Genomic DNA, 19,704 nt, shown 5'->3' with positions numbered 1-19,704 from the left:
CCGCTCCCACATTGAAGACTAGTCGCTCTTATCCGAGCTGAGCAGCCACGTCTTCCGGAATGTCCGCGTTGGAGTAGACGTTCTGCACGTCGTCCAGATCCTCAAGCATGTCGATCAGCTTGAGCACCTTCTCCGCGCCTTCCAGATCCAGCTCGGCGCTGGTGGTCGGCTGCATGACGATTTCTGCGTCATCACCCTTGAAGCCGGCCGCTTCCAGCGCGTTACGCACCGCGTAGAAACTGGTAAACGAGGTGAACACGTCGATCGAACCGTCTTCGTGTGCAACCACGTCATCAGCATCGGCTTCCAGCGCTGCTTCGGTCAGTGCGTCTTCATCGACGCCCGGTGCAAAGCTGATCTGGCCTTTGCGCTCGAACAGGTACGCCACCGAGCCGTCGGTGCCAAGGTTGCCACCGCACTTGCTGAACGCATGGCGCACGGCTGCGGCGGTACGGTTGCGGTTGTCGGTCATGCACTCGACCAACACCGCTACGCCGCCCGGGCCGTAGCCTTCGTAGGTCAGCTCTTCAACGTTGTCCGCTTCGGTCGCACCGGCGCCACGTGCAACGGCACGGTCGATGATGTCGCGGCTCATGTTTGCGCTCAGCGCTTTATCCAGCGCCAGACGCAGACGCGGGTTGGAGCCCGGATCACCGCCGCCCTGACGGGCCGCAACGGTCAGTTCGCGGATCCACTTGGTGAAGATCTTGCCCCTTTTGGCATCCTGACGTTCTTTGCGGTGCTTGATGTTCGCCCACTTGGAATGACCAGCCATAACTCGCTCCGAATTCTCTTTGAAACGTTGCCCGCCCTGCTCATGCAGCGGCCAGCACACAAAAAATCTCGACCTGCTTTCTATAGATAGAAAAAAGGCGCATCCGAAGATGCGCCTTCAGGCCCGTGTTACTCAGCCTTTGGCGTTTCGCGCAAACGAATGTGCAGCTCGCGCAGTGCCTTGGCATCCACGACACCCGGCGCTTGCGTCATCACGTCAGCAGCACTCTGGGTTTTCGGGAAGGCAATCACTTCACGGATCGACTGGGCGCCGGTCATCAGCATCACCAGACGGTCGAGACCGAAGGCCAGACCACCGTGCGGCGGTGCACCGTACTTCAGGGCGTCGAGCAGGAAGCCGAATTTCTCTTCCTGTTCCGCTTCGTTGATACCCAACAGGCGGAATACCGCTTGCTGCATTTCCTTGCGGTGAATACGGATCGAACCGCCACCCAGTTCGGTGCCGTTCAGCACCATGTCGTACGCGCGGGACAGCGCGCCGGCCGGGTTGGCTTCCAGTTCTTCCGGGGAGCACTTCGGCGCGGTGAACGGGTGGTGCAGCGCGGAGAAGCTGCCGTCGTCGTTTTCTTCGAACATCGGGAAGTCGACAACCCACATCGGTGCCCACTTGCAGGTCAGCAGGTTGAGGTCGTGACCGAGCTTGATACGCAGTGCGCCCAAAGCTTCGCTGACGATCTTGGCCTTGTCGGCACCGAAGAACACGATGTCGCCGTCAACGGCGCCAACGCGATCGAGGATGGCGTTGAGGTTTTCCAGCGGGATGTTTTTCACGATCGGCGATTGCAGACCTTCAACACCGGCAGCGCGCTCGTTGACCTTGATGTACGCCAGGCCCTTGGCACCGTAGATGCCGACGAACTTGGTGTAATCGTCGATCTGCTTGCGTGGCATGCTTGCGCCGCCTGGTACGCGCAGAGCAGCGATACGGCATTTCGGATCGTTGGCCGGGCCGCTGAACACTTTGAAATCAACTTCTTTCAGTTGATCGGCGACGTCGACCAGTTCCAGCGGAATACGCAGGTCTGGCTTGTCGGAACCGTAGCGGCGCATGGCTTCTTCGAAGGTCATGTGCGGGAATTCGCCGAATTCCAGATCCAGCACTTCCTTGAACAGGTTGCGGATCATTTGCTCGGTCAGGCCCATGATCTCTTTTTCATCGAGGAAGCTGGTTTCGATGTCGATCTGGGTGAATTCTGGCTGACGGTCAGCGCGCAGGTCTTCGTCGCGGAAGCACTTGGCGATCTGGTAGTAACGGTCGAAACCGGCAACCATCAGCAGTTGTTTGAACAGTTGCGGCGATTGCGGCAGAGCGAAGAAAGAACCGGCGTGAGTACGGCTCGGCACCAGATAGTCACGCGCACCTTCAGGGGTGGCACGGGTCAGGATCGGTGTTTCAACGTCGAGGAAGCCGTTTTCGTCGAGGAAGCGACGGATGCTGGTGGTCATGCGCGAACGCAGACGCAGCTTCTCGGCCATTTCCGGACGACGCAGGTCGAGGAAGCGATAGCGCAGACGGGTTTCTTCGCCGACGTCGGAGAACTCGTTCAGCGGGAACGGCGGGGTTTCCGACTCGTTCAGCACTTCCAGCTCATAACCCAGCACTTCGATCATGCCCGACGCCATGTTGGCGTTGGTGGCACCGGCCGGACGCAGACGCACCTTACCGGTGATCTTCACCACGTATTCGCTGCGCACGCGATCGGCGGCGGCGAAGCTCTCGGCGCGATCCGGATCGAATACCACTTGGGCCAGACCATCACGATCACGGATATCGAGGAAAATCACCCCGCCGTGGTCGCGACGACGGTGAACCCATCCGCAAAGGGTAATTTCCTGACCTTCCAGGCTTTCGTTCAGTTGGCCGCAATAATGGCTGCGCATCATGGTAGTGGTTTCGCTTCTCGTAATTCGAAATTCGGTGGAGATCCCGCCGCACTCAAACTGTGTGCGCCATCGGGACACTCACGCGTGTCGTTCGACCTGGGCCTGAACCCTAGTCAGATTTGTCGCCACCGGCCAGGTTCTTCTTGGCGCCGGTCTTGAAATCGGTTTCGTACCAGCCGCTGCCGCTGAGGCGAAAACCTGGCATGGACATTAGTTTCTTGAGCTCTGGCGCCTGGCAGGCAGGGCAGTCGACCAGCGGTGCAGCGCTGATCTTTTGAATGGCTTCCAACTGATGACCACAGGAAGCACATTGGTAATCGTACATCGGCATGGAGGTGTCTCGGCGATCAGATTGCTTACCGCGCGCAGGGCTTTGCGGCGAAAGAGCGGGATTATATCCATTAAATGCGGCCTGTGCAGCCGTAAGACTGCACGGGCCGCGACCTCGCTTGCAACCGTCACTGTTCAGACCGCGATGGCCGGCGCCACCTCCCGGCCGCTGTTCATCACACAGACCACCCGCACCAGCGCACTGAAATTTTTCACTCCGCCGTGACGCAACTGCACCTCGCGGTCGACGTGGGACAACAGCGAACTGATCGAACAGCAATTATTGGCCGCCATATTGGCGAGGATGTTCCAGTACACCTGCTCCAGTCGCAGGCAGGTGGCGTAACCATTCAAACGCACGGATCGCGACAGCGGCCGGATCAATGCCATGTCGAACTCATTGACGAACGGATCGACGATCAGTTCATGGGGCGGCACGACAACCCTGTCGTTGCGCCTGTCTGCATCTTCCATATCGTTGACACTCCTTTGCCATCTCTGCGGATTTTCAAAGCCACTTCCTGTGACCTCCATAAAAACGCAGACGCAAAGTTATAGCCAGACGACTTGTTGACCTGCCACGTAGGATAAGCCAACGCAACAAGTAAGAGTCTGGACAGCGCGCCTGCAACCCAGCGATTGCAGGCGCACCGAGGTCAACCTTCGAGCAGGGCGCGGAGCATCCACGCGGTTTTTTCGTGCACCTGCATGCGCTGAGTCAGCAGGTCGGCGGTCGGCTCATCGCTGACTTTATCGAGCAACGGGAAAATGCCGCGTGCGGTGCGGGTCACGGCTTCCTGGCCAGCGACGAGTTGCTTGATCATGTCTTCGGCGCTCGGCACGCCCTCTTCTTCCTTAATAGAAGAAAGACGCGCGTACGTCGCGTAGGCGCCCGGAGCCGGAAAGCCCAGCGCGCGAATGCGCTCGGCGATCGAATCCACGGCCAGCGCCAGTTCGTTGTATTGCTCTTCGAACATCAGGTGCAGCGTACGGAACATCGGGCCGGTGACGTTCCAGTGGAAGTTGTGGGTCTTGAGATACAGCACGTAGGTGTCGGACAGCAGTCGCGACAGTCCTTCAACGATGGATTTGCGGTCTTCTTCACTGATACCGATATCGATTGCCATGTTTACCCCCTAACGGCGATTGAATTCATCCAACAGGTGCAGACCCACTCTAGCAAGGCTGACCATACCTCGCAGCCTTGATTGGCCACAGACGCTGCGACAAATCGACCGACGCTGTGCCGCTGGCCGGGCTGATTTGAGTAGCCGCAGGCTTTGCTGTTAAATAGGCAGTGTGTCGCCATGCCCCATTTTTCCGGGTGTTGCGCATAGGCTGATGTCACGTACGTGTTTACCGCCTCTTTATTTTGTTGTGAAGCGAACCGTGCGCCTTCAGCTCTTCCTTGTGAGCCGTCATAAACGTGAGCCAATCAAAATGTTGAAAATCGTCCACCTGCTAATGGGCGCAGCGGCTTTGCTGCTGTCGTTCATACCTAGCTTGAAATCCGAAGCCGTTCCCTACCTGCAACAACCCGATGCACTTTACCTGGCCTTTTTCGGCCTGCTGAACCTGATCATTGCCCCGGTGATACCTTACTGGAACAAAGGCTCGCGTCAGCATCTGCAAAACCTCGTCAGCGCGCTTCTGGTACTGACCGTTGTCCTGCAAACCCTGACCCTGATCGCGCCGATGCCTGTCATCGCCGGCCAGCCAGCCGTGCTGTTCACCCTGGTGATCGCTCTGGTTGCCGTGGTTCTGCACCTGGCCGTCAGCTTCTATCGTTCTTCACCTGCTGCTGCGCCAACCAGCTATGACATGACCAATCGTGATACCGGTACCGTCAAGTGGTTCAACACTTCCAAAGGCTTCGGCTTTATCTCCCGGGATTCCGGCGATGATATTTTCGTGCACTTCCGTGCAATCCGTGGCGAAGGCCACCGCGTTCTGGTCGAAGGCCAGCGCGTCGAGTTCTCGGTGATGAACCGGGACAAAGGCCTGCAAGCCGAGGACGTGATCGCTGCTCTGCCGCGTCGCTGATCCAAGGCAATAAAAAACCGCGAGCAGCCTGGCTGTTCGCGGTTTTTTTATGCCTTCAGAAAAACCTTAATAGTGCGGCGGTGGCGCCTCTTCTTCAAAAGACTCGAATTGCCCGACCATTTCTTCCTGACGCTTGAGCAGCGCCGCTATCTGCAATTGCAGACGATCGACTACGCGCTGCTGCGCGACCAGCACGTCGTTCAACGCCTGAATGGTGTCGTCCTGAAACGCCAGACGGCTTTCCAGATCGGTAACGCGTTGTTCCAGGCTCATGCTTCAGCCCTCCAGAAACGTGAAGTCTTCGGTCAACACCAGACGCAAGCGCTCGCGAATCGCGGCAACCTGCTCGGCACTGTATGGCTTGGCCGGGTGCTTGCCCCAGACCGGCGCCGGCCAGGCGGCGTCATCGCGTTTGCGCACAATCACATGCATGTGCAACTGGCTGACAACATTACCCAGTGTTGCCACGTTCATTTTGTCCGCGTCCAGCAAGTCCTTGAGCAACTCGGCCAGTGCGGTAGTTTCCAGCCACAACTGCTGCTGATCGGCGACATCCAATTGAAACAACTCGCTGATATCGTCGCGACGAGGCACCAGGATGAACCATGGATAGTTGCTGTCGTTGGATAGCAACAGTCGGCAGAGCGGGAAGTCACCGATGGTCAGCGTGTCCTGTTGAAGTCGTGAATCTAAAGCAAACACTGCGCGCACTCCCGGCTGATCGATACATTTAGCTTAGCGGCCAGCCCGATGGGCAGCGCACCAAGCGACAGACCGGAAGCATACCGCGAATACGCCAGTCTTCACGACAGCTGTGCCCTGCGGCGCTTTCGCCGAACGCCCCGACATGTGACATTTATTGGCGCCCTGCACCAGCACGGAACCGAGAGGGATAACGAATACGCGTAAATGACTGAAAACCATTGAGGCGTTCGAGATTACCCACATGCCGGACTGTGTGATTACAGGACAGGGTGTCATTTTTTTTGCACCAAAACCGCACAGTGCGTCTACGCTCAGGCGTCGAAGCATCCGCCGAATACTCACTGGCGGGGTGAACCGGTAACGTTTTTGGCTGTCGCACGCGGCCGATGCCTTGGCAACACGATAGCCGGAATGGCGTCAAGCCCTTGTAGAAAGGGGCTTGGCGCCCCGTATTTATAAGGTTTTTACAGGTAACACGCGCTGTTCAGAAAAATAACCGCACCGACATTGCGGTTTGTGCACGCTTGTTGCATTCGTACACATATGGACTATAAGCGCACCACACGATGTGGATGCCTCAAGCCCAACAAAAACAGTGGCAGGGTTGCCCGATGGAGATTCAAGTGTTTTGCCAGGGACTCTTTTTTAGCGATGCAAAAGGCTAGAAAAACAGCGAGAAAGTTGTAGACCCGATTGCATCGGTACTGTGAATTTGCGACCTCTACAAAGCCATCTGCGACAGCGTCGTAAAGAAGGTGAAACGTTAGATTCGCAAGTATCGCCAACATTGTCGGCGTGATATAAGTTTGCGCCGACACAAAAAGAAAGAGCCGCCCAGATAATAAAACAGGTGGGACGGCAGTACTCTTCTAAAAACCAAAGGAGCAAATCACGATGCGCGTGATGAAGTGGAGCATGATCGCACTGGCTGTTGCAGCAGGCACCTCGCAGTTCGCAGTGGCGTCTTCTCAGGATGATTCCAAAGGTTTCTTCGGCGACCAGAGTCTGAAACTGAAGACTCGTATGGAATACATGAACCGTGACTTTAAAAACGGTGCAGGCAACGGCTCTTCCGGTACTGCTGGCTATCGCCAGGACACCGGTGTCAGCCAACTGCTGACTTACGAGTCGGGCTTCACTCAAGGCACCATCGGCTTCGGTCTCGACGCCATGGCAATGGGTTCGGTCAAACTGGACGGCGGCTCGGGCCACCGCGGTAACGGCCTGTTCGCCAGCGACAGCGACGGCAACCCGGAAAAATCCCAGGGCAAAATCGGCGGCGCAGTTAAATTCCGTCTCTCCGACACCACCCTGAAATACGGCCAGCAATTTGTTGCCAGCCCAGTGTTCGCTACCGATGACAGCCGTCTGCTGCCAGAAGTCGCGACCGGTACCCTGATCACTTCCAAAGAGATCAAAGGTCTGGAACTGAGCGCAGGTCGCTTCACTTCCCTGAGCAAGCAAACCGGTATGGGCCGTGACAGCATCGGCGGTCTGCCTGATGAAAACGGTAATGGCGGCAAAGGCCTGACCAACATCAATATCTTTGGTGCCAGCTACGCCTTCACCGACAACTTCACCGGTGCACTGGCTGCTTCCGACGCCGATGACTACTTCAAGAAGTACTACATCAACCTGAACTACACCTTGCCGATCGACGACACTCAGTCGTTGAACTTCGACCTGAACGGTTACAAAACCAAGGGCGACAGCCGTGGTGACCTGGTCGACGCCATCGGTGACGGCACTCTGGGTGTGGACAACAACCTGCTGGTCCCTGGCCGCTGCTTACAGCCTGGGCGCGCACAAGTTCACCGTTGCCTACCAGCAGTCGAGCGGCGACAACGCTTACTACTATGGCGTTGACGGTAACAGCACAATCTTCGTAGCCAACTCCATCCAGATCTCCGACTTCGTGGGTCGCGAAGAGAAATCCTGGCAGGCTCGCTACGACATCAACATGAAAGACTACGGCGTTCCTGGCCTGAGCTTCATGACCCGTTACGTGATGGGTGACAACATCGAGACCAACGGTCTGGGTGAAGGTAAAGAGAACGAGTGGAACGCCGAGTCCAAGTACGTTCTGCAAGAAGGTCCAGCCAAAGACCTGTCGTTCCGTCTGCGTTATGCCATGTACCGTTCGAACGGTGCTTACAGCGGCTACTCGTCTGACAACAACGACGTGCGTCTGATCGTTGAGTACCCACTGAACATCCTCTAATAGGGATGCACAGCTGAAGTACTGTAGAGCTCTGCTCTAAACAAGAACCGCTCTCCTGATTCAGGTGGGCGGTTTTTTTATGCCTGGCTTAACTGCATTCGAATGACAAAGATTAGTCAGCTATCTATTAGCTGGCGAACTTTAATGGCGGCCATAAAAAACCCAAGAGTGCGAACAGCTCTTGGGTCTTTATTGATTAACTGACTGCAAAGCCAGGTATCAAGGTTGTTACTGCGCTGCTGTTTCCTGAACTACGCGAATGGTTCGCTGCGGAAAAGGAATATCAATACCAGCGGTTTTTAAACGATCACGCGACTGCTCGTTAAACATGAACATCACGTCCCAGTAGTCTGCAGTTTTAACCCACACACGCAGGGAAACGGTGATCGCGCTGTCACCCAGCGTCGAAATTACCGCCTGCGGCGCCGGGTCTTGCAGAATGCGCTCGTCGTTGGCCAGATCCAGCAGCACTTGACGGGCCTTTTGCAGATCGGCTTCGTAATCAACGCCCACATCGAACACCACCTTACGGGTCGGCTGACGATTGGTGTTGGTGATGATGCCGTTCGACAGGTTGCCGTTAGGCATGATGATGGTCTTGTTGTCGCCGGTACGCAGTACGGTGTGGAAGATCTGGATGCTGTCGACAGTACCCGCCACGCCCTGCGCTTCGATCCAGTCACCGATACGGAACGGACGGAACAGCAGAATCAGCACGCCACCGGCGAAGTTCGCCAGGCTGCCCTGCAACGCCAGACCGATGGCCAGACCGGCAGCACCGATTGCGGCAACGAACGAGGTGGTTTCCACGCCGATCATCGACGCGACGCTGACGATCAGCAGCACTTTGAGAATGATGTTGGCCAGGCTGCTGATAAAACCTTGCAGCGCCAGGTCAGCATTGCGCAGAGCCAGCAGACCGCCGAGTTTTTGCGTGACCTTGTTGATCAGCCACCAGCCGATGGCCAGGGTAATCACTGCCAGCAGCACGCGGCTGCCGTATTCCATGATCATCGGGATCCACGCCTGGGATGCCTTGACCAGTTGGTCTACCTCAGCATTCAAATCCATCTTCTATCTCCTGATTTCCGGCTTTCCGGGGTGTATTCAAAACAAATGTGGGAGCGAGCCTGCTCGCGAAAGCGCTGGGGCATTCAGCCAACGAGTTCACTGACACAACGCTTTCGCGAGCAGGCTCGCTCCCACAGGTCATCTGACCGGGCTTAGTCGCGGAAGTTGTTGAACTGCAGCGGCATGCCGAATTCCTTGGCACGCAGTGCAGCGATGGCTTCTTGCAGGTCATCACGCTTCTTGCCGGTCACGCGCACTTGCTCGCCCTGAATGGCGGCCTGCACTTTCAGCTTGGCATCCTTGATGTGGCCGACGATTTTCTTCGCCAGTTCTTTGTCGATGCCTTCCTTGAGGATGGCGTCCTGCTTCATCAGCTTGCCCGATGCATAAGCGTCCTTGACCTCAAGGCACTGCACATCGATCTTGCGCTTGACCAGCGCCAGCTTGAGGATTTCGATCATCGCTTCGAGCTGGAACCCGGCTTCAGCGGTCAGGCTCACGGTCAGGTCTTTTTCCTTGAACTCGAAGCTGCCTTTGCCTTTCAGGTCATAACGACGATCGAGTTCCTTCACGGCGTTCTCGACCGCGTTGGTGAGTTCGTGTTTGTCCAGTTCGGATACCACGTCGAACGACGGCATGTAATCTCTCCAATAAAAAGGCGCGCTCAATGAGGATGGAGCGCGCTTGGCTTGCGGTTAAAATCGGGCTCATTATAACGGGTCTTTTCCTACGAACACGGCGAGCCGCACATGCCTGTACGCAATCGAGCAAAAAACTGATGTCGACCACCTGGCACGTCCTCGGCGCCGGCAGCCTCGGCACACTGTGGGCCACGCGTCTGGCCCGGGCCGGTTTGCCGGTGAAATTGATCGTGCGCGATGCCGAACGCCTGCGCAGTTATGAAGCGGCCGGCGGGCTAACGCTCGTCGAACACGGCCAGGCCAGCACTTATGCGGTGCCGGGCGAAACCGCCGACAGCCCTGAGCCAATTCGCCGACTGCTGGTCGCCTGCAAAGCCTACGACGCCGAAAGTGCCATCGCCCGCCTCGCTCCGCGCCTGACAGCGGATGCCGAACTGATCCTGTTGCAGAACGGCCTCGGCAGTCAGGACGCCGTCGCCACGCGCGTTCCGCAAGCGCGCTGCATTAGCGCGTCCAGCACCGAAGGCGCGTTTCGCGATGGCGACTGGCGCGTGGTGTTCGCCGGTCACGGCTTCACCTGGCTGGGCGATGTCACTCAACCGGTTGCGCCGATCTGGCTGGACGATCTGCAAGCCGCGAACATTCCCCACGAGTGGAGTACCGATATCCTCACGCGGCTGTGGCGCAAACTGGCGCTCAACTGCGCGATCAATCCACTGACCGTGCTGCACCACTGCCGCAACGGTGGTTTGCAGGATCACCACTGCGAAGTCGCCACGCTGTGCGCCGAACTCGCCGAGTTGTTGCAGCACTGCGGCCAACCCGCTGCCGCTGAGAATCTGCAGCAAGAAGTCGAACGGGTGATTCAGGCGACGGCGGCCAATTACTCATCGATGTATCAGGACGTCGCCAACCAGCGCCGCACCGAAATCAGCTATCTATTGGGCCACGCCTGCAAAGTTGCCACGCGTCATCAATTGAATCTGCCGCACCTCAACCAGTTGCAACAGCGCCTCGTCGCGCATCTGCACAGCCTTGGATTGCCCAGCGACTGAGCAGCGGCTACGCTGGCCACTTGTTCCTTTGCTGCGATAAAACTGATGCCATTGCGCCAGCGCCTCGAAAACCTGCCGGTCGGCCAGAAACTGCTGGCCGCCCTGCTGGTGCTGTTGACCACTGTGTTGCTGGTCGCCAACCTGACCTTTATCAGCGCCGCCTACTACATTTCCCAGGAAAGCATGGCGCCGCAGGCGTTGCAGACCATCGGCCGACTGATCGCCAACCCGAGTCTGGTCAGCGAGTCCCTGCAATCGCCGGAGAGCGCCGAGCGTCTGCTCAAGGAGCTCGACAGCTACTCGCCATTACGCGCCGCTGCGATCTATGACGGCAAAGGCGAACGCCTCGCGCAGGTGCAGCGCGGCGACAAACTGAAATTGCCGGAGCGCTACCGGCACATCGAAGCCTGGCAACTCACCGAATTTCGCAGCAACCAGTTGATCACCCTGCCTCGCCCCGGCACCGCGCCCGGCCATCTGCTGTTGGTGGCGAGCAGCGAACTGCCGATGGCGTTCTACACCGGCACCCTGACCGCGAGTCTTGGGATTCTGATTTTCAGCGTGCTGTTGTGGCTGGTGATTGCCCGCCAGATCAAACGCCTGATCACCCGGCCGATCCATCAACTGGAAGAACTCTCGCGCCAGGTCACCCGTGAAGAGAACTACGCCCTGCGTGCCTCGCGCGGCAACCACGACGAAATCGGCAGCCTCGCCGAAGCGTTCAACACCATGCTGTCGCGCATCGAAGCCCGCGAGCAGCAGCTCAAACGCGCCCGTGACGACTCGCAAGCCGCCTACGATCAAGCTCAAGGTCTGGCCGAGGAAACCCGCCACACCAACCGCAAACTGGAACTGGAAGTTCAGGTACGCAGCAAAATCGAGAAGAAGCTCACCGGTTTCCAGAATTACCTCAACAGCATCATCGACTCGATGCCGTCGGCACTGATCGCCCTCGACGAACAGCTCTACGTCACCCAATGGAATCAGGAGGCCAGCGCCCTTTCCGGCACACGTCTGGACGAAGCGCTTAACCAGCCGATCTTCCTCGCCTTCGAACCATTGAAACCGTTTCTGCCGCAGCTCAAGCAAACCGTCGAACAACACACGGTGGCGAAAATCGAGCGAGTGACGTGGTTCAAGGACGACGAGCCGAAGCATTACGCGCTGACGTTTTATCCGCTGATGGGCGGCGCCGGCCGTGGCGTGGTGATCCGCATCGATGACATCACCCAGCGTTTGTCGCTGGAAGAAATGATGGTGCAGTCGGAGAAGATGCTTTCGGTCGGCGGCCTCGCGGCGGGCATGGCCCACGAGATCAATAACCCGCTGGGCGCGATCCTGCACAACGTGCAAAACATCCGTCGACGCCTTTCAGCAGATCTGCCGAAGAACATCGAAACCGCCGAACAACTGGGCATCGAACTCGATACCGTCAACCGTTACCTGCAAGGCCGCGAAGTGCCGAAACTCCTCGACGGCATTCAACAGGCCGGCGCCCGTGCGGCGAAAATCGTTACGCACATGCTCAGCTTCAGCCGCCGCAGCACTCGGGAAATGGCACCGTGCGACCTGCCGGCGCTGATCGATCAAGCGGTGGAAATTGCCGGCAACGACTTCGATCTGGCCATCGGTTTCGACTTCAAGGGTCAGGCCATTGTGCGCCAGTTCGACCCGGCGCTCGGCCCGGTGCCTGGCACTGCCAACGAACTGGAACAGGTGCTGCTCAATCTGCTGAAAAACGCCGCACAAGCGATTCACCAGCGAGAGGACGACAGCGAGCCAGGGCGGATTATTCTGCGCACCAAACTCAATCCGCCGTGGGCCGAGATTCAGGTCGAGGACAACGGCATCGGCATGAGCGAGAGTGTGCGCAAACGCACCTTCGAGCCGTTCTTCACCACCAAAGAAATCGGCCAGGGCACCGGGCTTGGCTTGTCGGTGTCGTACTTCATCATCACCAACAATCACAAAGGCCAGATGGAAGTGCAGTCGGCGCCCGGTCAGGGCACCTGCTTCACCCTGCGCCTGCCGCTGGCGCCACCACCGGCCATCGCGGCTGAAATTAATCAACTTCCGAGGTAACCCATGGGCTTTCGCTTGTCGAAGATTTACACGCGCACCGGCGACAAAGGCGAAACCGGCCTGGGCGACGGCCGCCGCGTACCGAAGGATCACCCGCGCATCGAAGCGATTGGTGAAGTCGATACGCTGAACAGTCAGGTCGGCGTGTTGCTCGCCGGGTTGCTTGCCGAGCGCGAGGCCACTCCGGGGCTGAATGAATTGATCGAGGTGTTGGCGCCTTGTCAGCATCGCTTGTTTGATTTGGGCGGCGAGTTGGCGATGCCGCAATATCAGGCGCTGAACGCGGCGGAAATCGAGCGGCTGGAAGCGGCGATCGATGTCTGGAATGAGGAGTTGGGGCCGCTGGAGAATTTCATTCTGCCGGGTGGTTCGATGTTGATTGCGCAGGCGCATGTGTGCCGCAGCCTGGCGCGGAGTGCCGAGCGGCGCTGTCAGCATCTGAATGCGATCGAGCCTTTGGCCGGGGTTGGCCTGGCGTATATCAATCGGTTGTCGGATGTGTTGTTTGTGGCGGCGCGGTTGATTGCGCGGCGACAGGGGATTGCGGAGATACTTTGGCAGCCAGCCGCCAAACCTTAGATTTGCAGTGTTTGGAAGGACGCCTTCGCGAGCAAGCCCGCTCCCACATTTGATTGCATTCCAAATGAAGGAACACGATCAACTGTGGGAGCGGGCTTGCTCGCGAAGAGGCCAGTAGCCTCAATACACAATCAGGCCTCAGGCCAGAACGCGCGAATCCCCGCCACACCCTGCGCCCCAACACCCCAAGCCTTCTCGCGCTCCGCCGGGCCAACCCCGCCCAACAGAAACACCGGTTTACTGAAGCCTTCGATCAACGCCGAAGCCTGCTCCCAACCCAACGGCTGCGCATCCGGATGCGTCAGCGTCGGCTGCACCGGCGACAGCGTCACAAAATCCACGCCCATCTGCTCTGCCAACGCCAATTCCTCAGCGTTGTGGCACGACGCCGCCAACCAGCGCTCAGCCGGCAACGGCCGCCCCGCCGCTGCGTATTTACGCAACTGCGCTGAAGTGATGTGCCAACCCGCCGACGGGAAATCACCGAGCCATTCAAATGGCCCTTTGATCATCAGTTGCGCCTTACCAGCACAGAGACCGGCGGCATCCACAGCCAGATCACGGTACTTCGGGTCGTAACCGTTCGGTGCGCGCAGCTGGATGAGCTTGATCCCGCCAGCAATCGCCTTCTGAATCCCGCGCAGCAAAGCCGGGGTTTCCAGATCTTCCGGGGTAATCAGGTATTCGCCCGGCAAACGCGCGGCGGCGACGATGGGCTGGTTGGCGGCCGGGAACTCGTAGTTCGGCAAGTCTTTCGCAGTCACCCAGGCCAATGGCTGGCCTTCGGCACCGTGCGGTTCGCCGGTGAATGCCGAGACTTCCCAGACATCCAGCAACACCTGCTTGTCCGGGTAATCGTGACGCACTTTGATCAGCGGTCGGGCAGCGCCAACGACGATGCCCAGCTCTTCTTTCAGCTCACGGGCCAGTGCGCTTTCGACGGTTTCGTCCGCCTCGACCTTGCCGCCGGGAAACTCCCACAGCCCACCCTGATGCTGGGAGTCGGCGCGGCGGGCAATGAGGATTTTGCCGCTGTCGTCACGGATGACGGCGGCGGCGACGTGTACACGTTTCACGGATTCAACTCCTCCAGTCCAGCCTGCTGCCACGCTTTGAAGGCGGGCCATTGGTAGACGGTTTCAACATAGGCTTCGTCGGCGGCCGGCAGCTTCACCTGATAGGTACGCAGGCGCACGGCGATCGGTGCGAAAAAAGCATCGGCCAGACTGACGCGACCGAACAGGTACGGCCCGCTCTCGGTGGCGGCGTCACGGCATTCGGCCCACAGCGCGAGCATGCGTTCGATATCGACCTTCACTTCTGGCGGCACCGGGTTGAGCGGCGCGTCATGACTGAGGTTGAACGGCATGTGATTGCGCATGGCGAAGAAGCCGCTGTGCATTTGTGCGCAAGCGGATCGGGCCTGAGCGCGGGCGAAAATGTCGCTCGGCCAGAGTTGCTCGGACGGGAACTGTTCGGCCAGGTATTCGGCGATGGCCAGCGAATCGGCAACCGTGCCGCGTGAGGTTTGCAGCAGCGGCACTTTGGCGGTCGGCGAATGCTTGAGCAGCCGCTCGCGGGTGTCGGGCTTGCCGAGCTTGATCAGTTCTTCGGTGTAAGGAGCGCCGGTCAGTTCAAGCGCCAAGGCAGCGCGCAGAGACCAGGAGGAAAGCAGTTTGTCGCCGATGATCAGGTGCAAGGACATGGTGTGGCGCCTTTTCGTCAGTTGAAAGCTTCAAAACTTGCTGTGTCTGAACCATCGCTTTCGCGGGCAAGCCCGCTCCCACTGTGATTGAGCTCGTTCACAAACGTTGTGTACACCCCAAAACCTGTGGGAGCAGGCTTGCTCGCGTAGAGGTCGGCCCATTCAACATTGATTTTGCCTGACAGGTCGCCATCGCGAGCAGGCTCACTCCTACAGGGGATCTGTGGCGTTTACAAAACCACTGTAGGAGTGAGCCTGCTCGCGATGGCATCGACTCGGTCTCAGGTTAGATCAAGTGCGGTATTCAGCGTTGATCTTCACATACTCATGCGACAGGTCGGTGGTCCAGATGGTTTCGCTGCATTCGCCGCGACCCAGTTCGATGCGGATGGTGATTTCTTCCTGTTGCATCACTGCCGAGCCTTGCGCCTCAGTGTAGGTCGCCGCGCGCGCGCCACGGCTGGCGATGCACACGTCGCCGAGGAACACGTCGATTTTGCTCACGTCCAGATCCGGCACGCCGGCACGACCGACGGCCGCCAGAATACGGCCCCAGTTCGGGTCGGAGGCGAACAGTGCGGTCTTGATCAGCGGCGAGTGCGCCACGGTGTAGCCAACGTCCAGGCATTCCTGATGATTGCCGCCGCCATTCACTTCAACAGTGACAAACTTGGTCGCGCCTTCGCCGTCACGCACAATGGCTTGGGCCACGTCCATGCAAACCTCGAACACCGCTTGCTTCAACTTGGCGAACAGCTCGCCTTCGGCACGGGTGATTTCCGGCAGTGCAGCCTTGCCGGTAGCGATCAGCATGCAGCAGTCGTTGGTCGAGGTGTCGCCGTCGATGGTGATGCGGTTGAACGATTTGTTGGCGCCGTCGAGCATGAGGTTGTGCAGCACATCGCGGGAGACTTTGGCGTCAGTGGCGATGTAACCGAGCATGGTCGCCATGTTCGGACGGATCATGCCCGCGCCCTTGCTGATGCCGGTGACGGTGATGGTCACGCCGTCATGCTGGAACTGGCGGCTGGCACCTTTTGGCAAGGTGTCAGTGGTCATGATGCCGGTGGCAGCGGCTTCCCAGTTGTTTTCCGAGAGATCGTCCAGCGCAGCTTGCAGCGCGCCTTCGATCTTCTCGACCGGCAGAGGCTCGCCGATCACACCGGTGGAGTACGGCAGAATCTGGCTGGCATCGACGCCGGTCAGCTCAGCCAGTCTGGTGGTGGTGCGCTCGGCAGCGGCCAGGCCCGGCTCGCCGGTGCCCGCGTTGGCGTTGCCGGTGTTGGTCAGCAGATAACGCACGGCGTTCTGTACGCGTTGCTTCGCCAGAATCACCGGCGCGGCACAAAAGGCGTTCAACGTGAACACGCCGGCCACGGTCGAACCTTCGGCGCAGCGCATCACAACGACATCTTTGCGCCCAGGGCGCTTGATGCCGGCCGAGGCGATACCGAGTTCAAAACCGGCAACCGGGTGCAACGTTGGCAAAGGACAGAAGACCAACAGCCATGAATGCGCTCCTTACTCAATGATGTCAGCACCGCCACGCGCAGCGACGGTGGTTTAAATGGCAAAACGCCGCGACGGCATAAGCCGGTCGCGGCGCGGGTATTTCAGCAGTGATAACGGGTTTTACTGGATCTGCCCGTGGCAATGCTTGAATTTCTTGCCCGAACCGCAGTAGCACAGTTCGTTGCGGCCCAGCTTCTGTTCGTTGCGAACCGGGGCGGCGGCGAGGGCCACATCGACCTCTTCACCGAGCAGTTCCGGTTGCTCCAGACCTGGCGCTTCAGCGTGTTCGAACTGCATGCGGGCAGCCAGTGCTTCGGCTTCCTGACGCAGACGTTGCTCTTCGGCTTCCGGATCTTCGCGGCGAACCTGAACGTGCGAGAGCACACGGATCGAGTCGCGCTTGATCGAATCGAGCAGTTCGGAGAACAGCGTGAACGACTCGCGCTTGTACTCTTGCTTCGGGTTCTTCTGGGCGTAGCCACGCAGGTGGATACCGTGACGCAGGTGATCCATGGTCGACAGGTGGTCTTTCCACAGGTCATCCAGCACGCGCAGAACGATTTGCTTCTCGAAGGAGCGCAGTGCATCGGCACCGGCCTGATCTTCTTTCTCGTTGTACGCCGCCATCAGCTCGGTCATGAGCTTCTCGCGCAGGGTTTCTTCGTACAAGTGATCGTCTTCGTCGAGCCACTGCTGAATCGGCAGTGTCACGCCGAAATCGCTGGCAATCGACGCTTCCAGACCGGCAACGTCCCACTGTTCCGGCAGCGATTGCGGCGGAATGTGTGCGCTGACGGTGGCGTTAAGCACGTCCTGACGGAAGTCGGCGATGGTTTCACCGATGTTGTCAGCGGCCAGCAACGTGTTACGCATGTGATAAATCACTTTACGCTGTTCGTTGTTGACGTCGTCGAACTCGAGCAGTTGTTTACGAATGTCGAAGTTACGGCCTTCAACCTTGCGCTGCGCCTTCTCGATCGCGTTGGTCACCATGCGGTGCTCGATCGCTTCGCCCGGCTGCATGCCCAGGGCTTTCATGAAGTTCTTCACCCGGTCAGAGGCGAAAATGCGCATCAGGCTGTCTTCCAGCGACAGGTAGAAGCGGCTCGAACCGGCATCACCCTGACGACCGGCACGACCACGCAACTGGTTGTCGATACGGCGCGATTCGTGACGCTCGGACGCGATCACCTGCAAACCACCGGACTCCAGCACTTGCTGGTGACGCTTCTGCCAGTCGGCCTTGATCTGGGCAATTTGCTCAGGGGTCGGGTCTTCCAGCGAAGCGACTTCCACTTCCCAGTTGCCGCCCAACAGAATGTCGGTACCACGACCGGCCATGTTGGTGGCGATGGTCAGCGCGCCCGGACGACCGGCCTGCGCAATGATTTCAGCTTCTTTTTCGTGGAACTTGGCGTTGAGAACCTTGTGTTCGATGCCTTCCTTCTCGAGCAGTGCAGACATGTGCTCGGAGGTTTCGATGGTGGCAGTACCCACCAGCACCGGACGACCGGCAGCCATGCTTTCTTTGATGTCTGCAACGATTGCCGCGTACTTCTCTTCGGCCGTCAGGAACACCAGGTCGTTGTAGTCCTTACGCGCCAGCGGCTTGTTCGGCGGAATGACCATGACCGACAGACCGTAGATCTGATGGAATTCGAACGCTTCGGTGTCAGCGGTACCGGTCATGCCGGACAGCTTGGTGTACAGACGGAAGTAGTTCTGGAACGTGGTCGAGGCCAGGGTCTGGCTCTCGGCCTGAATGTTCAGACCTTCTTTGGCTTCGATGGCCTGGTGCAGACCTTCGGACAGACGGCGACCCGGCATGGTACGACCGGTGTGTTCGTCGACCAGTACGACCTGGCCGTCCTGCACGATGTATTCGATGTTGCGGTTGAACAGTTTGTGCGCACGCAGACCGGCATAGACGTGGGTCAGCAGGCCCAGGTTATGCGCCGAGTACAGGCTCTCGCCTTCAGCCAGCAGGCCGACGCCGGTGAGCATGTCTTCGATGTACTGGTGACCGGCTTCGTTGAGTTCGACCTGACGGGTCTTCTCGTCAACGGTGTAGTGGCCAGCCTTGGTGACTTCGCCTTCAACTTCTTCGACGTGCAGTTCCAGCTGCGGGATCAGTTTATTGATCTCCATGTACAGCTTGGAGCTGTCCTCGGCCTGACCGGAAATGATCAGCGGGGTACGCGCTTCGTCGATGAGGATGGAGTCGACTTCGTCGATCACGGCAAAATTGAGTTCGCGCTGGAATTTTTCTTCCATGCTGAACGCCATGTTGTCGCGCAGGTAGTCGAAACCGAATTCGTTGTTGGTGCCGTAGGTGATGTCGGCAGCGTAGGCGATGCGCTTCTCTTCCGGCGGCTGGAACGGCGTCACGACGCCGACGGTCAGGCCGAGGAATTCATACAGCGGACGCATCCAGTTGGCGTCACGGCGGGCCAGGTAGTCGTTCACCGTCACAACGTGCACGCCCTTGCCGGACAGTGCGTTGAGGTAAACGCCCAGTGTTGCCACCAGGGTCTTGCCTTCACCGGTACGCATTTCTGCGATCTGACCTTCATGCAAGGTCATGCCGCCGATCAGCTGGACATCGAAGTGACGCATACCCATGACACGCTTACCGGCTTCGCGGGCGACCGCAAAGGCTTCTGGCAGCAGTTTGTCGAGGGTTTCCCCTTTGGCGATGCGGGCCTTGAACTCGTCGGTCTTGGCGCGCAATTGATCGTCCGAAAGGGCCACCATTTGCTCTTCGAAGGCATTGACGAGCTGCACCGTCTTGAGCATGCGTTTGACTTCACGCTCGTTCTTGCTTCCAAAAAGTTTCTTTAACAAAGGCGCAAACATATCGGCAGGATCTTCCACACTAAAGGGATGGAGGGCGGCCCCGTGAGTCGCCCGAGCAGCCCTCATGGCCGCATGCGAACGAGCATTCTACCCGGAAACGGTGGTGAGGAAAGTGGCGATGTTCCACGATGCTGGCACTGCGCTTTGACGGGGCTCACTTAAAATAGGGGCGTTTTGCTCAACTTCAAGTCGTACGGAAAAGAAGTTAGTCGTTGATTTAATGGG

General features: G+C 58.5%; 16 protein-coding genes and 2 pseudogenes. 5 read left to right on the top strand and 13 right to left on the bottom strand.

Annotated elements, in window-relative coordinates:
• Nucleotides 1-28: 28 nt before the first annotated feature.
• From ACZZ0D_RS03160 to ACZZ0D_RS03140, 5 genes are all read right to left on the bottom strand, one after another.
• Nucleotides 29-775, bottom strand: coding sequence for a YebC/PmpR family DNA-binding transcriptional regulator (locus tag ACZZ0D_RS03160; protein ID WP_016983823.1), 747 nt, complete (start codon nt 773-775; stop codon nt 29-31).
• Between the two features lie 128 nt (nt 776-903).
• Nucleotides 904-2,679, bottom strand: coding sequence for an aspartate--tRNA ligase (gene aspS, locus ACZZ0D_RS03155; protein WP_053123083.1), 1,776 nt, complete (start codon nt 2,677-2,679; stop codon nt 904-906).
• Between the two features lie 109 nt (nt 2,680-2,788).
• Entirely contained in the window at nt 2,789-3,010 is a 222-nt protein-coding gene (locus ACZZ0D_RS03150; RefSeq protein ID WP_463552442.1) for an FmdB family zinc ribbon protein, read from the bottom strand.
• Between the two features lie 134 nt (nt 3,011-3,144).
• Complete coding sequence (locus ACZZ0D_RS03145) at nt 3,145-3,483, bottom strand: ribbon-helix-helix domain-containing protein (RefSeq protein ID WP_053123086.1); 339 nt, start codon at nt 3,481-3,483, stop codon at nt 3,145-3,147.
• Nucleotides 3,484-3,665: 182 nt separating this feature from the next.
• Nucleotides 3,666-4,136 (bottom strand): Dps family protein, encoded by a 471-nt coding sequence (locus tag ACZZ0D_RS03140; protein WP_053123088.1) that lies wholly within the window; start codon nt 4,134-4,136, stop codon nt 3,666-3,668.
• Between the two features lie 313 nt (nt 4,137-4,449).
• On the opposite strand from ACZZ0D_RS03140, the gene ACZZ0D_RS03135 reads away from it, so the two are divergent.
• On the top strand, nt 4,450-5,052 hold the full coding sequence (locus ACZZ0D_RS03135; RefSeq protein ID WP_463552441.1) for a cold-shock protein: 603 nt from the start codon (nt 4,450-4,452) through the stop codon (nt 5,050-5,052).
• 66 nt (nt 5,053-5,118) lie between these two features.
• On the opposite strand, the gene ACZZ0D_RS03130 is transcribed toward ACZZ0D_RS03135, so the two are convergent.
• On the bottom strand, nt 5,119-5,325 hold the full coding sequence (locus tag ACZZ0D_RS03130) for a SlyX family protein (RefSeq protein ID WP_463552440.1): 207 nt from the start codon (nt 5,323-5,325) through the stop codon (nt 5,119-5,121).
• 3 nt (nt 5,326-5,328) lie between these two features.
• Complete coding sequence (locus ACZZ0D_RS03125) at nt 5,329-5,754, bottom strand: HIT domain-containing protein (protein ID WP_053123094.1); 426 nt, start codon at nt 5,752-5,754, stop codon at nt 5,329-5,331.
• Between the two features lie 897 nt (nt 5,755-6,651).
• Between ACZZ0D_RS03125 and ACZZ0D_RS03120 the strand changes: the two are divergent.
• Nucleotides 6,652-7,978, top strand: a pseudogene (locus tag ACZZ0D_RS03120) (OprD family porin).
• Between the two features lie 228 nt (nt 7,979-8,206).
• Here ACZZ0D_RS03120 and ACZZ0D_RS03115 read toward each other — a convergent pair.
• Together ACZZ0D_RS03115 and ACZZ0D_RS03110 are read right to left on the bottom strand one after the other, a co-directional pair.
• Nucleotides 8,207-9,049 (bottom strand): mechanosensitive ion channel family protein, encoded by an 843-nt coding sequence (locus tag ACZZ0D_RS03115; RefSeq protein WP_053123098.1) that lies wholly within the window; start codon nt 9,047-9,049, stop codon nt 8,207-8,209.
• Between the two features lie 152 nt (nt 9,050-9,201).
• Complete coding sequence (locus ACZZ0D_RS03110; RefSeq protein WP_008080210.1) at nt 9,202-9,687, bottom strand: YajQ family cyclic di-GMP-binding protein; 486 nt, start codon at nt 9,685-9,687, stop codon at nt 9,202-9,204.
• Nucleotides 9,688-9,827: 140 nt separating this feature from the next.
• Between ACZZ0D_RS03110 and ACZZ0D_RS03105 the strand changes: the two genes are divergently transcribed.
• Genes ACZZ0D_RS03105 through ACZZ0D_RS03095 form a run of 3 tightly spaced genes read left to right on the top strand, consistent with a single transcriptional unit; the run spans nt 9,828 to nt 13,406 of the window.
• Nucleotides 9,828-10,745: a putative 2-dehydropantoate 2-reductase gene (locus ACZZ0D_RS03105; RefSeq protein ID WP_212548863.1), complete on the top strand. Its 918-nt coding sequence runs from the start codon at nt 9,828-9,830 to the stop codon at nt 10,743-10,745.
• A gap of 45 nt (nt 10,746-10,790) precedes the next feature.
• Complete coding sequence (locus ACZZ0D_RS03100) at nt 10,791-12,827, top strand: sensor histidine kinase (RefSeq protein WP_159812536.1); 2,037 nt, start codon at nt 10,791-10,793, stop codon at nt 12,825-12,827.
• 3 nt (nt 12,828-12,830) lie between these two features.
• A complete protein-coding gene (locus tag ACZZ0D_RS03095; RefSeq protein ID WP_463552439.1) occupies nt 12,831-13,406 on the top strand; it encodes a cob(I)yrinic acid a,c-diamide adenosyltransferase in 576 nt (191 codons plus the stop codon).
• A 131-nt stretch (nt 13,407-13,537) separates the two neighbouring features.
• Here the strand turns inward: ACZZ0D_RS03095 and ACZZ0D_RS03090 are convergent, their stop codons facing one another.
• The 4 genes and pseudogenes from ACZZ0D_RS03090 to secA form a co-directional block, all read right to left on the bottom strand.
• Nucleotides 13,538-14,482 carry a Nudix family hydrolase gene (locus ACZZ0D_RS03090; RefSeq protein ID WP_463552438.1) on the bottom strand — a complete coding sequence of 315 codons (945 nt, stop codon included), beginning with the start codon at nt 14,480-14,482 and terminating at the stop codon, nt 13,538-13,540.
• Entirely contained in the window at nt 14,479-15,111 is a 633-nt protein-coding gene (locus ACZZ0D_RS03085; RefSeq protein WP_159812539.1) for a glutathione S-transferase family protein, read from the bottom strand. The genes ACZZ0D_RS03090 and ACZZ0D_RS03085 overlap by 4 nt, the downstream gene beginning before the upstream one ends.
• A gap of 291 nt (nt 15,112-15,402) precedes the next feature.
• Nucleotides 15,403-16,621: pseudogene (gene argJ, locus ACZZ0D_RS03080) on the bottom strand (bifunctional glutamate N-acetyltransferase/amino-acid acetyltransferase ArgJ).
• A 122-nt stretch (nt 16,622-16,743) separates the two neighbouring features.
• Entirely contained in the window at nt 16,744-19,479 is a 2,736-nt protein-coding gene (gene secA / locus ACZZ0D_RS03075) for a preprotein translocase subunit SecA (protein ID WP_463552437.1), read from the bottom strand.
• Between the last annotated feature and the right edge of the window lie 225 nt (nt 19,480-19,704).

The organism is Pseudomonas sp. AC193 (assembly GCF_979258075.1).
Note: the sequence above shows the minus strand (reverse complement) of the source record. Positions and strands in the feature narration are given on the sequence as shown.